This window comes from Pseudoalteromonas fuliginea (genome assembly GCF_000690055.1).
GTDB lineage: Bacteria > Pseudomonadota > Gammaproteobacteria > Enterobacterales > Alteromonadaceae > Pseudoalteromonas > Pseudoalteromonas fuliginea.
In genome coordinates, this window is the sequence record NZ_JJNZ01000016.1 from 1 (window position 1) to 15270 (window position 15270).

The 15270-nt window shown below is 38.0% G+C and carries 13 protein-coding genes; 3 read left to right on the plus strand and 10 right to left on the minus strand.

The features are described from left to right. Window positions 1-649: 649 nt before the first annotated feature. From DC53_RS15225 to DC53_RS15195, 7 genes are all read right to left on the minus strand, one after another. Window positions 650-1453 (minus strand): putative porin, encoded by an 804-nt coding sequence (locus tag DC53_RS15225; protein ID WP_033028801.1) that lies wholly within the window; start codon window positions 1451-1453, stop codon window positions 650-652. Between the two features lie 241 nt (window positions 1454-1694). Beyond that, entirely contained in the window at window positions 1695-2069 is a 375-nt protein-coding gene (locus DC53_RS15220) for a PH domain-containing protein (protein WP_007377979.1), read from the minus strand. Beyond that, window positions 2069-2977 (minus strand): ABC transporter ATP-binding protein, encoded by a 909-nt coding sequence (locus tag DC53_RS15215; protein WP_007377980.1) that lies wholly within the window; start codon window positions 2975-2977, stop codon window positions 2069-2071. The genes DC53_RS15220 and DC53_RS15215 overlap by 1 nt, the downstream gene beginning before the upstream one ends. Further along, window positions 2974-3801: an ABC transporter permease gene (locus DC53_RS15210; RefSeq protein ID WP_007377981.1), complete on the minus strand. Its 828-nt coding sequence runs from the start codon at window positions 3799-3801 to the stop codon at window positions 2974-2976. Before DC53_RS15210 ends, DC53_RS15215 begins: the two co-directional genes overlap by 4 nt. A gap of 143 nt (window positions 3802-3944) precedes the next feature. Beyond that, window positions 3945-5126, minus strand: a complete 1182-nt coding sequence (locus DC53_RS15205; protein ID WP_033028802.1) for a cystathionine beta-lyase — start codon at window positions 5124-5126, stop codon at window positions 3945-3947. Between the two features lie 9 nt (window positions 5127-5135). Beyond that, the gene (nudC, locus tag DC53_RS15200) at window positions 5136-6056 is read right to left on the minus strand and encodes an NAD(+) diphosphatase (protein ID WP_002962842.1); all 921 of its coding nucleotides are present in this window, start codon (window positions 6054-6056) and stop codon (window positions 5136-5138) included. A 173-nt stretch (window positions 6057-6229) separates the two neighbouring features. After that, window positions 6230-6733 (minus strand): LabA-like NYN domain-containing protein, encoded by a 504-nt coding sequence (locus DC53_RS15195; protein WP_033028803.1) that lies wholly within the window; start codon window positions 6731-6733, stop codon window positions 6230-6232. 150 nt (window positions 6734-6883) lie between these two features. Between DC53_RS15195 and DC53_RS15190 the strand changes: the two genes are divergently transcribed. Beyond that, the gene (locus tag DC53_RS15190; RefSeq protein ID WP_033028804.1) at window positions 6884-7507 is read left to right on the plus strand and encodes a hypothetical protein; all 624 of its coding nucleotides are present in this window, start codon (window positions 6884-6886) and stop codon (window positions 7505-7507) included. Beyond that, a complete protein-coding gene (locus tag DC53_RS15185; protein WP_033028805.1) occupies window positions 7507-8250 on the plus strand; it encodes a DUF3307 domain-containing protein in 744 nt (247 codons plus the stop codon). The genes DC53_RS15190 and DC53_RS15185 overlap by 1 nt, the downstream gene beginning before the upstream one ends. Before the next feature lie 137 nt (window positions 8251-8387). On the opposite strand, the gene DC53_RS15180 is transcribed toward DC53_RS15185, so the two are convergent. Beyond that, on the minus strand, window positions 8388-9782 hold the full coding sequence (locus DC53_RS15180) for a DEAD/DEAH box helicase (RefSeq protein ID WP_024595752.1): 1395 nt from the start codon (window positions 9780-9782) through the stop codon (window positions 8388-8390). 200 nt (window positions 9783-9982) lie between these two features. Then, window positions 9983-10822: an isopenicillin N synthase family dioxygenase gene (locus DC53_RS15175; protein ID WP_033028806.1), complete on the minus strand. Its 840-nt coding sequence runs from the start codon at window positions 10820-10822 to the stop codon at window positions 9983-9985. Window positions 10823-11089: 267 nt separating this feature from the next. On the opposite strand from DC53_RS15175, the gene DC53_RS15170 reads away from it, so the two are divergent. Then, entirely contained in the window at window positions 11090-12292 is a 1203-nt protein-coding gene (locus tag DC53_RS15170; RefSeq protein WP_033028807.1) for a bifunctional alpha/beta hydrolase/OsmC family protein, read from the plus strand. 44 nt (window positions 12293-12336) lie between these two features. Here the strand turns inward: DC53_RS15170 and DC53_RS22125 are convergent. Beyond that, on the minus strand, window positions 12337-15270 hold a 2934-nt coding region (locus tag DC53_RS22125), incomplete at its 5' end, for a hypothetical protein (protein WP_033028808.1).

Consider the following 15270-nt stretch of genomic DNA (forward strand, 5'->3'; position numbering starts at 1 on the left):
CTTTGAATATACTTTAGATAGTGAATAACCTCAATTCTGGATAATAAATCTATCTCAAGCAGCTATTTTCAGCGCTAACTGTGTTGAATTTACTTGCAATAGGCCCGCTGTTGACGCGTAAATTAGCCTTGTTTTCACTGAAAACCTCTGGCTAGAGAAAATAAATTTAAATATCACCATGATTCAATACGTTACTAAATCTCTTATCCAGAGTTCAGGTTAAATAATAAATTAAGGAATATCATAGATACGAGAGATTCAACACAAATTAAAAAGCCGTAACTGCTTAAGATGCAAATGCATTTATAATAAAAAACAGAAAAAGAACTGAACCGTGCAGTGCGATACCAATTCCATTAAGTATGTGATCTAAATTTTACGCCGAAAAATAATTCAGTTCTAGGCGTAAATTGATGTAAATGGTTGTTCCCTTTGCGAAATTTACAACAAAGAAATGGGTTGTTTTAGCAAGTAAAATAGATCAGCTATTTATTGGAATTGGTATGAATATACGCAAACTTGAAAAACTCAAAAGAAGTACACGCGAAGCAAAATGAAGGCCGTAACTGCCGCTGATAAATAGTGCTAAACGCAAAAGCCCGCTCAATTGAGCGGGCTTTTAGTATTATATTACTAATTTACAGCTGAATTAGAACTGTAAGCTTACATTTGCAAAGTAAGCATCATAATCAGAATCATCCCAGTTATTGCCATAACCTACTTCTAAACCAACATTGTTGTTGAAAAAGTGTTGAGCACCAAGAGTGTAATCATCATTTTTATTAACTGTAACAAAAACCGATGTTGCTTTGCTGAAATAGTAGTTAGATGCTAATTCCCAGTTACTTGAACCGCCATCAACATCTTCAAATTTACCTTCAACAGTTAAGTAGTTACCTTGTTGTAAATCAACAAAGTACTTTGCTGCTACTGCACGGTAATCAAACTCATCATCTGATGTTACTGTAAAGCCGATGTAATCAGTGCTGTTTAATTCGTGGTTATATGCTAAGTCAAACATAAAATGATTGTCAGCATCTTCGAAATCTACAAACGTTGCTTTTAGTACAAGGTTTGGATTAAAGAAGTAACCAGCAGAAAGTTCAATTACATCCGTGCTTGAGCCAAAATCACTATCGATATTATCGTACTGTGCACCTAATACAAAATCTTCTACAAAATACTCACCGCCAACGCGAGTAACATCTCCAAAGTCATTATCACTGTATGCACCATAAACATTTGTTTGCTTATTGATGTACTCAAATTGATCGTAAGGACCTAAAGTCGCTTTTGGAGAAAAATAATAAGTTGAGTCAACGCTCACCGTGTCATTACCATCAGTGTCCATGTATCCTACATGGCTGATTGATTGGTAAGTATCTGCGGCCATTGCAGTGGTTGCAGCGCTTGATAATAAAATGCTCGAAATAATAACGGCTAACTTTTTCATTTTTAATTTCCCTATGTATATTACTTTTTACGCTCTAGCTGTGTTGCTAAAGTCGGGGCACATCCTAGCGCCTAAAAACTGAATCAAAACTGAACGGCAGCTCAACTAACCACCTGTATTTATTAGATAAATTATAAATTATTGTTACTAAATGTTAACTTAGAGTAGTTGCTACATTTAGTCAACAACTACTTAAAATATGAATCAATAAAAAAGCCAATAAATACAATGCAATTTGTACCTAAAGTGCATGTTGACTAATAATTCGATAAACATCATTAATGTTATCGCCAGACTTAAATTCTTTACTAATTGGTGTAGGATCTGAGCCAACCCATATTTTTAGCTCGGCATCTAAGTCAAAATGGCCTGCACTTTCTTTACTAAACTTAGTTATTTTAGAGTAAGCAATGCTCACCATTTCCATTTTAGAGCCGGTCATACCTTGCTTATCAATTAAAATTAAGCGCTTATTAGTAAAAATAAACATATCACGTACTACTTTATATGCTTTTTCTACTTGCTCGCCGTCAATTAATGTATTGGCGAGGATTTTTTCTAAATCAGAATCGTCAACTTCACTTGCATTACCCATAAGTCCGCTAAGTAAACCCATTATACTTTCTCCTGTTTAAATATTTGATTCTCTAATGTATGACCATTAACTAACTGCCTGTACTGCCAGTGTTGTTGATGACAAAAATTCAGTAGTGCAATATCAAGTGGATCGCTCGTTGGCTGATACTCAACTACATATTCTTTATGTTGGCTCATATACACACGACTCACACCTGCAATTGCTTGAAGCTGTTGCTCAACATTTTGATAAGCCTCGCTTAGCATTAATGTATAAAAGTGTTTATCTGTATTATTAGTTTTTGTTTGATGCTCGCTTAGTACGCCTTTATCTAAATGAAGTACCTGTGAGCATAGTCGCTCAAGCTCTGTTAAATCGTGAGAGCTTAAAATAAATGTAGCCTGCTCACTTAATTCAGATACAAGCTCACGTACTTCTCTGGCATGAATCGGATCAAGCCCTGCGGTTGCTTCATCAAGCATTACAATTTGTGGCGCGCCAATAAGTGCTTGCGCTATCGTAACGCGCTTGCGCATACCGTGCGATAAGTCCCCTGCACGCTGCTTTGCAATTTCTTTTAAGCCAACCAAATCAAGTACACGTAGCGCCTCAGTTTGGCTTTGCTTTGCCCCCATACCTTGTAGCTTTGCATAAAAGGCGAGTTGCTTGTCTATGTTAAAGCGGGGGTCAAGTTGTGCGTCTTGCGGTAATGCACTTACTTTATTAAATAAAGCAGCACTACCAGGTTTATGCCCTAATATTTCAAGGCTGCCTTTACTTGGTGCTATATAGCCGCACAACAAACTAAATAAGGTAGTTTTACCCGCACCATTTGGCCCAACAAGCGCCACTGGCGCGCCTTTGTTAATTTCAAAGTCCACATTATTAAGCGCAAGTTTTGCACCATACGATTTACTCAAACCGCTAGCTGTAATTAATGGTCTCATAGTGAGCTCCTTGCAAAAATACGTTGAGCAACGCTTAGTAGCACTGCAGTTTGCACAAGGGGAATAGCCACAGCGCTCAATAATGGTAAATTTTGCCCCGCTAATAGCTCTAATTGCACACCCGGAAATAAATAATCAAGCAAGCCTAATGCGGGTATTTGCCATTGTAGTATTCCCACAACAATACCGCCTGCTGCAAAATATAAAATTGCCAATACAATAGATAAACGCGATGAGCGAGCAAAGGTATTTATTAACGTCATAAGTGCTACAAATGGGCACAGAGTAATCACTAATATTAAAAATATAGAAAGCGCACGAGCAAAACCACCAGCCAGTAAACTTGGATCTCTAAACCCTAGTACCGCGAGCGTAGCCACAAGCGTTATACCCACCAAGCAGGCTAATACTCCTAGCTGCCCTAAAAAACGGCCAAACAGTATTTCAAAGCGAGTGGAGCGCAGTGATAAAAACCTTAGTGTGCCGCGCTCTCTGTCGCCTACCGTTTGGTCGCTACAAATAAATAAACCAAAAACAGGAAAGCTATACAGGGCTATTAACCAGTACATAGCAAATTCGGCCTCAGGCCAATCCAATAATTTACTTAAACCAATAGAACCTGATATATCACGGGCTATTTGCTCAAAATCGGGCGCACTTACAATGCCTACTGCCTGCCCTATTGGGTAGCGCAGTATTATTAGCCACACCAATGCAAAGGCAGCTAATGCAATAAGTCCACGTTTAGTTAAAAACATACGTACAAGCTCAAATCCCGCTATTTGCGTTAATCGCCCTACGTTTATCGGTAATGGTGTTGCCATTGACTATCCTTAATGACTTTTTATTTTCTGTGTATTTATCCACACTAAGTGTAAACACCTTGAATTACCAGCAAAAAAAAGCTCACCTGTGGTGAGCTTTGTAACAATACATTTAAATGTAACAACATAAATTGCGATATAAATTATAAATACTGCTTATAAACCTCAAGTGCTTGGCTTAAATCGCTAATTAAATCTTCTACATCTTCAAGGCCTATGTGCAAGCGAATAACCGGCCCTAAATCCCAACCTGTATTTGAGCGCAACCCTTTCATAGTTAAATTAGCCGTTACTAAGCTTTCAAAACCGCCCCACGAAAAGCCCATTTTAATATGCTCAAGGCTATCTAAAAATGCATCAATCGCTTTTTGATTGCCGGTTTTCATCACAAATGAAAACAACCCATTACTGCCATCAAAGTCACGTTTAAAGAACTCATGCCCTGGGCAGCTTTCAAATGCAGGGTGTCGAATATGATCAACAAGCTCATGTTGCTCAAGCCACTTAGCTACTTCTATTGCTGCTTTTTCATGTTGATTTAAACGCACACCCATTGTACGCAGGCCTCTAAGTGCTAAATACGCATCATCGGCACTGGTACATTGCCCTAGTAAGTATGAGTTTTCGCGCAAGGTTGGCCAATACCTTTTATTAGCAACAGCCACCCCCATCATCACGTCTGAATGGCCAACAATATACTTTGTTGCAGCTTGAATACTAATATCAACACCGTGCTCTAACGGGCGATAATGCAAGCCGTTACCGTAGGTATTATCAAGCATGGTCATTACGTTGTGCTCATTGGCTACTTTTACCATAGCGGGCACATCTTGCACTTCCATCGTAATAGAACCTGGAGATTCTAAAAACAACACTTTAGTATTTGGCTGAATGTAATCTTTAATACCTGCGCCAATGGTTGGCGGGTAATAGGTTGTTGTAATGCCCAGCCCCACTAAAATTTTATCGCAAAAATCGCGAGTTGGTTCGTACACGTTATCAACCATTAAAATATGATCACCGGTTTTTAAAAACGATAAAAATACTTGGCTGATCGCCGCAGCGCCACAAGGGTACAATGCACACCCTTCGCCGCCTTCAAGTTCTGTAATCGCTTCTTGTAGCGCAAAGTGTGTTGTTGTTCCTCGGCGCCCATAAAATAACGTTTTATCGCCACGGGTTTTAGCTGCTTCTTTTAAATCTGCTACGGTATCAAATACAATGGTAGATGCACGCTGTACAACGGGATTTACTACGCCATGTGTATAGGCTTTTTTTCGCCCTGATGATACCAGCTGAGTGTTTTTATTACTTTTACTCGACATTGTTAATCCTTAAGGGTTTGTGCGCCAATGCTCAATTAAATAACGAGAGATAGAATCGGTTCTAGGCAGCTTTAAATGCTCCCCTTCTTCGTGCCAATTACCAAATTGCTCTAAGTCTTCACGGCTAAACCATTTTGCATCGTCTAGCTCTTCTTTATCTACGTTAATTTGCTCAGATGTCGCCTGTGCAAAAAAACCTAGCATAATTGACGATGGGAACGGCCATGGCTGAGATGCAACATAACGTACGTTATCAACCTCTATGCCTGCCTCTTCTTTAACTTCACGCGCAACAGCTTGTTCCAGTGTCTCCCCTGGGTCTACAAATCCAGCAAGCGACGAATACATACCAGTGGGCCACGCAGCTTGGCGACCTAACAGGCATCGCTCTACTCCGTCAGCAAAGACTTTAGTAACGACCATAATTACCGCAGGATCGGTACGCGGGAATGTAGGATGCTTACAGTTTTCGTTTTCACAGACTCTAGAATGCCCGGCTTCCACTGAACGGTTTTTACTACCGCAGCGCCCACAAAAACGGTGCGTGGCATGCCAATAACATAACCCTCTCGCAAGGGCGGCTATTGAGGCATATTTAATGGTTACTTGAGGCCCATATTGGCGAATATCAAAAAACTGAGCGCCCTCTATTAAAGGCGAAAGTACGCTTTCATCCAGATCAGAAACATCCAATGCAAACACACCATGTTTAGCATTGTTTAAACCAACAAAAATAGCACTCGTTAAATCTAAATGTGCCACTTGTTGATACGTTAAATAGCTTACTTTAGGGGTATCTTTAATAAATAGGGTTTGATTATTTTTAACTAAAACCCATTTACTTTGCGCCGACATTTGCGCTTTAAGCCACGATGGGTCTTTACGAAAATTTGAGCCTCTATCTAGTGGCATGTTGCTGTAATGAAGCATGTAAGTCCTTGGTAACTCGTTATGCTTTAAAATTACCATAATCATTTAGCAAACCCAATTGATTACAGTAATAAAAAAGCCTATATAAGGCTTAATTCATCTATTACGGCTTTGTATTAAAATCTCTCATGTTGCAGGCACTTAGCTTGCACCTTTTTAACTATTTTTTACTGTTAAAGTAGCAAAGTATTATCAATTAAATGAAATTGCTCTGCGCTTTGTTTTAATACCTCTGCAGTTAACCGGTCAGCACCGTATACATCGCACGGTACATTATATTGATTTTTTAAATGCCCAAGTAACAAAGCAAAGTCACCATCGCCAGAGAGCAAAATAACCTTATCAAGGCTTTTACCCTGCTCTAACATGTCTATTGTTATGCCTACATCCCAGTCACCTTTTGCACTGCCATCACGACGTTGAATAAATGGCTTTAGCTTTACCTCAAAACCAATCGCACGCAAAATATTTTGAAACTGATTTTGCTTTTCATCTCCTCGATAAATAGCATACGCAAAAGCACACTCAATATTGTATTGCGCCTGCATTACCCGCCAAAACGCATTGTAGTCAAAGTTTTTTCCGTAACTCTCGCGGCACGTGTAATAAATATTTTGCACATCAACAAAAATACCGACCTGTGGTTTCGTGCTTTGCTGCTCGTTTTGTAAAGTCATTTAGTGTCCTAGTGAGGATTAATAGCAATAAAAGTAACGTTATAAAATAAGTGTACCTTGCAATTTATATTTAAGTAACCTAAATTAGTTACATACCCTTATGTAACCAATATTGGTTACATATTAAAAAGTAACCATTTTGAGATTTTTATGATTGGTGTGATCAGCGGCGATATTATTAAATCGCAAACAATCCCTAAGCAGCAATACGATGCCATGCTTTACCAACTAGAGCAAAGTTTGCGAAATATTTCGGGTGAGCAAACCCTTTGGAATATATACCGAGGCGATGCCTTTCAGTTACAAGTTAACAATCCTGAGCTCCTTTTTAAAAATGCCATACTTGTATATTTACACCTTAAATCGTCAGGTTATGAACTACGACAAAGCTTGGCGCTTGGGCAAATAGATAACCCACGCAGCGATATAAAAACAGCAACGGGTTCTGCTTTTACGCTTTCGGGACAAGGCCTTGATAAAATAGGCAATCAACGCTTTGTTTTTAATATTAACGAGCAGCAGCTCGATGAAAGCTTAAATCTTAATTTAACTTTTGCCGACGTATTGCTCACTAAAATCACACAAAAACAAGCAAATGCCCTGTATGTCTATTTAACATCACCAGACAACAGCCACGCGGCACTGGCTAAAGAGCTTAAAACAAGTCGCGAAAACGTAACCAAACTACTAAATTTAGCGCACTACCAACTTATAGAGCGCTTTATTAAGCACACACAACACGTTATAAAAAATATAATTAAAGGAGGTGAATAATGGAATTTTCACTTTTACTGGTCGCGCTTATTATTGGCCACTTACTCGCTGATTTTTACTGGCAACCTATGAGTTGGGTAAACGACAGAAATACCCGTCACTTTAAAGCCAGTAAGCTTTATTTTCATGTACTAGTGCATGGTATAACAAGTGCACTCATCATTACCGTTTGGGAATACACCTTTGGGTGGCAACAACTAAGCAGTGTTTTAATTACCACGGCGAGCATTATGTTGAGCCATTACTTTATTGATATAGCTAAATCGTATTCTAATAAAGGCGTGGTGCCTTTTTTGCTAGATCAAATAGCGCACATACTCGTTATTATTGCGCTCAGTATTTGGTTAACTGATAACAGTAGCTTTATGGCTGCAATTAAAAATATGCTCACTGATCCCAAAATACTGTGGGTGGTATGCGGTTATTTAATTATTTTAAGTCCCAGCGCCGTATTTATAAGAATGATGTTAGAGCGTTTAACAAGTAACTTTTCAAGTACTGGTAGCTTACCACTTGCAGGGCAAAGCATTGGTATGTTGGAACGCGTACTTATGCTGAGCTTTATATTGCTTGACCAATTTGCAGGGCTTGGTTTTTTACTTGCGGCAAAGTCGGTATTTAGGTTTGGCGATTTAAGTGCAAGTAAAGATAAAAAACTTACCGAGTACGTTATGCTTGGCACACTACTTAGCGTAAGTGTTACTTTATTTGTCGGCTTGGGTATTAACTATTTAATCAGGTAGGCAATACAGTAAGTACAAATTACAGGCAATAAAAAACGCGCTGCTTCTATCGATTAAAAAGAAGGGAGCGCGTTTTTTGTATCAACCTTTAATCAAGTTCTAAATTAATTAAACGCCAATATAATCATTAATAATGATTAATCGTTATTTGTGCGACGACGGCGTTGGCCATTACCGCCAACAGATTCACGCTTTGCCCATGGGTTTTGCGCGCTGTCATCTGTTTTAGCAGCTGGCTTTTTAGAACCACCACGGCGTGGGCCAGTACCATTACCACCATTGTTCGGCTTTTTGCTGTTAGGCTTGCTGCTATCAGATTTAGGCTTATTAAAAGGCTGCTTTTTCTTAGGCTTTTTAGCCGGCAGTGGGCGAGCATCTAATGCGCGCTCTGCTACTGGGTTAATAGGCTCAAAACCGTCTTCTTCAGCACGTGGAATAAGCTCACCAATAAAGCGTTCAATACCGTATAAATCAACAGCATCATCAACCGTTACAAACGAAATCGCATGACCCGACGCACCAGCACGGCCTGTACGGCCAATACGGTGAACATAATCTTCATATACGTTTGGTAAGTCGTAGTTAACAACATGCGGTAATTCAACAATGTCTAAGCCACGTGCAACAATGTCTGTTGCTACTAATACGCGTACTTCACCACTTTTAAAACCATCAAGTGCTTTAACACGTGCGCCTTGTGATTTATTACCATGGATAGCCGCGCCTACAATGTCATCGCGCTCAAGTTGTTTAACTAAGCGGTTAGCACCGTGCTTTGTACGGCTAAACACTAAGACTTGTTGCCAATCGTTAGTGCGAATCAAGTGGCTTAGCAATGCTGTTTTACGTGTTTTATCTACCGCGTAAACGCACTGAGTAACACTTTTCGCTGTGGTATTTTTTGCTGCAACTGAAATTTCAACTGGGTCATTAATTAACCCTTTTGCTAATGCACGAATTTCGTCAGAAAATGTAGCCGAAAACATCAAGTTTTGACGTTTAGCAGGCATTTTAGCAATTAAGCGTTTAATGTCGTGAATAAAGCCCATGTCTAACATACGGTCAGCTTCATCGAGTACAAGCACTTCAACGCTATCAAATTTAACTGCATTTTGATTATGTAAGTCGATTAAACGGCCCGGCGTTGCTACTAAAATATCAACACCTTTACGAAGACGCTGCATTTGTGGGTTAATTTTAACGCCACCGTAAACTACAAATGAGCTCACATCCGAATGCTTAGCGTACTCTTCAACGTTTTCGCTTACTTGCAAAGCAAGTTCACGTGTAGGCGTTAAAATAAGCGCACGTACGTGATTACTTTTAGCTTTAGGGCCCGACGACAAGCGCTCAATAAGGGGTAATGTAAAACCTGCTGTTTTACCTGTACCTGTTTGTGCTGCTGCCATAACATCACGGCGTTCAATAATTGCAGGAATTGCTTGAGCCTGAATCGGCGTTGGCGTTTCATAGCCCTTTTCTAAAACCGCATTAACCAAAGACTGTGATAAACCTAAACCTTCAAAACTCATATAAACTCTCTTTTAAATAAGGCTACATTAGCCAGTTGCGCGCATTATACCTGTAGTAGCTAAGAATGCATGCCATTATTTACGTTGCAGGCAATTGAGCATAGTTTATTAAAATTAAACCTGTGATCAAGTTGCTCAAAAATGCAAAAAACGGCCATAGGCCGTTTTATATTTATACTTAATTACTCTAAGTATTAGAGTTACTTAACACCTAACTCACGCAAACGTTCTTGCAAGTAGCTATCTGCCGTGTAGCGCTCTGAAAGCACAACATCTGGATGCGGGTGTAAAAATAACGGTAGTGAAATACGCGATTTAGTAGATGCTTTACCCGTTGGGTTAATTACACGGTGAATTGTCGATGGAAAATACCCGCCCGACGCTTCTTGTAGCATGTCGCCGATATTAATAATTAAGCTGCCAAAATCACATGGCACGTCTAACCAACCGCCATCTGTTTTTTGAACTTGTAAACCAGGCTCATTCGAAGCTGGTAATACAGTCAATAAATTAATATCGCCATGGGCTGCTGCGCGAATAGCACCTGGCTCTTCATCACCCGTCATTGGTGGGTAATGTAGGATACGTAACAATGTTTGCTCAGAGCCTGCAATCATGTCTTTTAAATCAATCGAAAACTTAGCACGTACATCAGCCGGAGATTCAGCCTGAACCCAGCTTAACAATGTGCCAGCAAATTCACTTGCTAAACGGTAGTATTGACGTACATCAGCTTCAAGCTGGGCAGGAACGCGACCTTTAGGGTACACATGGAAGTACTCTTTAATGTCTTTTATTGTAAAGCCTTTCGCTACTTCAGATACTGAAGGCGGAAAATAACCGTCTTGAGTTTCTTTAGAGAATAAAAAGTCGTGCTTTTGCTCTGAGTTAAAAAAGTCTTGCCAATTTTTGTAAATAGACTCAACTAAAGACTGTGGGATTGGGTGGTTTTTTAAAACGCCAAATCCAGTATTTCTTAACGATTCAACAAATTGTGCAGCCGCATCGGGAGCTTTATAATCAACAGTAGGTAATTGCATTGTACGTTCCAGTGAATAGGTTGTGTGAAGTGAGTTGCTTTTAATAGTGCTAAATTACTTATATAAAGTAGCAAAGCCTTCATTATAGCGCTATGCGAGGATAGACAAATGACCTCAAAAACATAAGGACATATGTCCGCAAAGTAACGTTACTGATACTAGGTTTGATCAAAATCAATTTATAAAAAAACGTTGAATTTGCAAGGTTTAGTGCTTATATATGGTCTACTAATGTAATGTATTTTATTTGTGTAAATAAGGCTCCCCATGCGACAAAAAGTATCTTTTAAAAGCGGCGATTTAGAACTTGCCGGCCAACTTGAACTTCCCTCTGGTGACATAAAGTTTTACGCGCTATTTGCACACTGCTTCACATGCGGTAAAGACATTGCAGCAGCTACACGGATTAGCCGTGCACTCACACAACAAGGGATTGCCGTACTGCGTTTCGACTTTACCGGTTTAGGTAATAGTGATGGCGACTTTGCTAACAGTAACTTTTCATCAAACATTCAAGATTTAGTATCAGCGGCAAATCATTTACGTGAGCATTTTGCGGCGCCGCAACTACTCATTGGCCACAGTTTAGGCGGGGCTGCCGTTCTTGCTGCTGCGGAGCATATTCCTGAAGTATCGGCTATTACAACCATTGGCGCACCGTCAGATGCGCAGCACGTAGCGCATAACTTTGAAGCACACCTTGATGAAATTAACGCAGCAGGTGAAGCTAAAGTTAACTTAGCTGGTCGTGAATTTACCATTAAAAAGCAATTTATTGACGATATAGCCAAGTACGATAAAAGCCACATAAGTAAACTTAAGCGCGCATTATTAGTAATGCACTCCCCTATTGATGCGACGGTAAATATTAGTGAAGCTGAAAAAATTTATGCATCAGCTAAACACCCTAAAAGCTTTATTAGTCTAGATAACGCCGATCACCTTTTAACAAATAAAAACGATGCTGACTACGCTGCACAAATAATTGCAACGTGGGCAAACCGTTATGTTAAGTACGACAAAACTAAATACACGGCAAGTTTAACGGGTGGCAATGTACTTGTTGAAGAAAAAGACCATGTATTTACTCAGCACGTAAGTACAAAAGATCATACTTGGCTTGCAGATGAGCCAATAAAAGTAGGCGGTAAAAACTTAGGTCCCGATCCGTATCATCACTTATTAGCGGGGCTTGGTGCTTGTACGGCAATGACATTGCGTATGTACGCTACACGTAAAAACTTACCACTGGAGCATGTAAAAGTAGAGCTTGATCACACTCGCGATTACAACAAAGATTGCGACGATTGTGAGCAAACAGGTAACCTTGAAGCCATTACCCGTAAAATCACCTTACGTGGCGACTTAACAGAGCCACAACGCCAGCGTTTACTCGAAATAGCCGATAAATGCCCTGTGCATAAAACACTGCATAACAACCCGGTTATTGTAAGTGAACTGGTAGAATAACTCCCGTAAAATTAATATAGCGCAGCTAACAGTGCGCTCTTAAATTAATTCACCAAGTTATGTTGCCCTTGGTGAAAAGCAACTTTACCAAACGACTCCAGTTCTAAAAACTTAGAGTTAAATAGACTCGGCGGTAACTTCTGTTTCAATAACCCATGGAAATTATCATCATGGGTTGAAATTATTATTTGCTTACCATGAGTAACACTTAAATTCCTCAATAAATCAATTACACCAAGCGCATTGATGCTATCCATTGACTGAATAGGATCATCAATAAATATACAATCAACATCGTTTTCACCATTTTTTACATTAAGGGCTTTAGCTAAAAAAATACTCAGACTGAGTACATTTATTTGCGCAGAACTAAAGCTCAAGGTTGGTGAGATTGTATCGTTACCTTCATTATTTTCAACATACACTTGTAGTTTTGGTTTTCCCTCGTCAGAAAATAAACATTGGAATGTAATTCTCTTAAAGTCAGGATGTGGATCTATTTTTCTATAAATAGTATTAATCAAATCAACATGAAAGTACTGGTCAATCTGCGATTTTAGAGAATCATTAATAAGCCTTAAATCTGCAATCAATGTTTGTTTTATCGATTCACAACTTACAATTCTCTGTTTTAACTCATTTAGTCTTTTAGTAGACTTAGTAAACTCAACATAAGTTAATACTTGATCTGAAAGCTCTTTTAAAGATCCTAAACCATTGACCTGAGCTTTACCTTGCTCAAATTTATGATGATACGTTGATACTTCATCTCCAAAACTTTGCTTAAGTGAAACCCAATCATCACCCTCTAATAAGTGCCCTAGGTTAAACCTGTTCACTGTTGTGAAAAATTCGCGTAATAATGAGTTTAATTCTGTGATTTTTGATGTGTTTTTAGCTTTCTGAGTTTTTAAGCTCTCTTTATTTTCTGGTAAGTGATTAAAAAACGATGGCGAATAAAGCTCTTTTAAAGTATCAACTTTCGCTTCAACGATTTTAACCTCCTCGTTACGAAATTCGAATTTATGATTTAACGCTTTCAACGCTTCACTAATTGAGCTTTTTAACTCTCCCTCATTTAAGTGATCTTTAAACGAGTCATTAGCTATTTTTAATTCCGTTAAAAATCCTGAATAATCGGTGATAAAATTCTCAACTTTATTCTCTTGGTTATTGGCAATCGTAAGTTCTGTAATTAAATGGGTATGTTCTTTAGTTAAAACTCTACGTTCATTTTCAACACCGGCTAACTTTTCTTCAATTTCAGATATTAAAACGTAATTTCTATTGAGTTCACTTTCAACAGCTGACACGAAAGGCTCGTATTCTTTGTAATCTGTTATTTTTTTTAACTTATCAAGTTCAGCTCTATACAAGCTTAAATTTTTAAGTTTTTCTTTTGCTAATTGCTTTTTCTCAAAAATCTGTCGAAGTTGCTCTCTCAAAACTATTAAGTGACTTTCTTTTTCAATATTAAAGTTTACCCTTAACTTTTCTAAAGTGCCCTCTGCTAACTTTATACTTGTTTGGCAGTCTTCGAGCTCTTGAAAAAGCAATTGCTGATACTCAGATAAAATGGAATTAGTACTGATAGACTCTGCCAATACTTCAAAGGAATCATGCTTATGTTGGCATAAAGGACAATTCTCATTTTGGTTTTGGCTAATTAACTCAGTACCAAGCTCAATAAGTTTAGTTATTGAATTATTTTTTATTTTTGTTTTTTCTATTCTAGCTTCTATATCTTTCTTTTTACTTACTAATTCACTACTTTTGGATTTAGTATTTAAATATTCTGTGACTATTGAAGAGATTTTTTCATTTATGAAATCATGTTCTAAAAAAGAGTCACTATTTTCAATCGTTACGTTTTTAACCCTCACACCTATAGATTTTAAATTGGATTCCTTCTCTTCTAATTCACTTTGTTCGGTTTCAATTGCACTGCTATTTAACTGTTCGATAATAGCTTCTAACCGCACTATTTCACTGTAATAGGAAGTTGCATTTTTTCTCTTACTATTAAACTCTTCCCTTGCAACAAAAAGTGTATTTCTTTGCTTTTCTAAATCATTTAAAACAGTCGTTTTATTCTCAAAAAACCTGACGTTTTCACTTAATCTATCACTTATTTCTTTTGTTTTTTTCGATAAACTTGGCTGTAAATTTATTTTTTCAACAAACTTAGGGAACTCTTTTTCCTTTGCAAGTAAGCTATTGAAATGAAGCTCATCAGTCTTTTTCTTTTCTTGTAAAACTTGCAATTCATTGCTTAGCTCTTCATAAGCTTTGATATCAACTTCTTGCTTAGATAACTGAGCAACTATTTCTTTTAGCTTTTTTATTTCATTGTGATGATTTTCATAAGTAGTAAAAGAATTCAGGTGTGATTCTAAATATTCTTTCTGTGAAAAAAACTGTGTAACCTCATTATTAATATTACTTTTATGAACATTAATTTGCAGCTCTAGATTTGCATGTTTCTCTTCATTAAAACCATCATCTAATAGATTTAAATTACTACCTTGTTTATTTAGCTCAACGATAAAATTGTTTGTTGTTAGTAAACAGTTTGAGTCAAAATTAGTTTCACTATTTCGCTCTTTCATTAAGTTTTTATCGTTAATATCTTTTGCTTCATCCTCAAGCTTAACTAATTTACTTTTTAGAGTGCTCAGCATTAATTGAATTTGTTGACGGGTCACCTCAAGTGAGTTATCCCCACCAAGTTGTTCTTCCATGAATCTTTCGTATCGAGATTCAGGCTTAAGCTCTCTTAAAAAACCATCAACTGCTTCTTGAGTGAGCATAACTGAACGAAAATATCGTTCCTCGGGTTCTGTCTTTTTATTTTCAAAAGAATAATCTTTACTTCCTGAGCGAGGTGAACTAACTTTCCTTTGATACTCATCACCGTCGGTAAAAACTTTCACTATAGTTTCAAGATCATCAGGAGTGTAGTGGTCAACTAATTTTGG

Excerpts from the sequence above, each read along its gene's own strand:
- DC53_RS15190 (WP_033028804.1), top strand. The coding sequence starts at position 6,884 with ATGATTGGTGTGATCAGCGGCGATATTATTAAATCGCAAACAATCCCT.
- DC53_RS15205 (WP_033028802.1), bottom strand. The coding sequence starts at position 5,126 with ATGTCGAGTAAAAGTAATAAAAACACTCAGCTGGTATCATCAGGGCGA.
- DC53_RS15180 (WP_024595752.1), bottom strand. The coding sequence starts at position 9,782 with ATGAGTTTTGAAGGTTTAGGTTTATCACAGTCTTTGGTTAATGCGGTT.
- DC53_RS15220 (WP_007377979.1), bottom strand. The coding sequence starts at position 2,069 with ATGGGTTTACTTAGCGGACTTATGGGTAATGCAAGTGAAGTTGACGAT.
- nudC (WP_002962842.1), bottom strand. The coding sequence starts at position 6,056 with ATGCTTCATTACAGCAACATGCCACTAGATAGAGGCTCAAATTTTCGT.
- DC53_RS15215 (WP_007377980.1), bottom strand. The coding sequence starts at position 2,977 with ATGAGACCATTAATTACAGCTAGCGGTTTGAGTAAATCGTATGGTGCA.
- DC53_RS15170 (WP_033028807.1), top strand. The coding sequence starts at position 11,090 with ATGCGACAAAAAGTATCTTTTAAAAGCGGCGATTTAGAACTTGCCGGC.
- DC53_RS15185 (WP_033028805.1), top strand. The coding sequence starts at position 7,507 with ATGGAATTTTCACTTTTACTGGTCGCGCTTATTATTGGCCACTTACTC.
- DC53_RS15210 (WP_007377981.1), bottom strand. The coding sequence starts at position 3,801 with ATGGCAACACCATTACCGATAAACGTAGGGCGATTAACGCAAATAGCG.
- DC53_RS15225 (WP_033028801.1), bottom strand. The coding sequence starts at position 1,453 with ATGAAAAAGTTAGCCGTTATTATTTCGAGCATTTTATTATCAAGCGCT.
- DC53_RS15195 (WP_033028803.1), bottom strand. The coding sequence starts at position 6,733 with ATGACTTTACAAAACGAGCAGCAAAGCACGAAACCACAGGTCGGTATT.
- DC53_RS15175 (WP_033028806.1), bottom strand. The coding sequence starts at position 10,822 with ATGCAATTACCTACTGTTGATTATAAAGCTCCCGATGCGGCTGCACAA.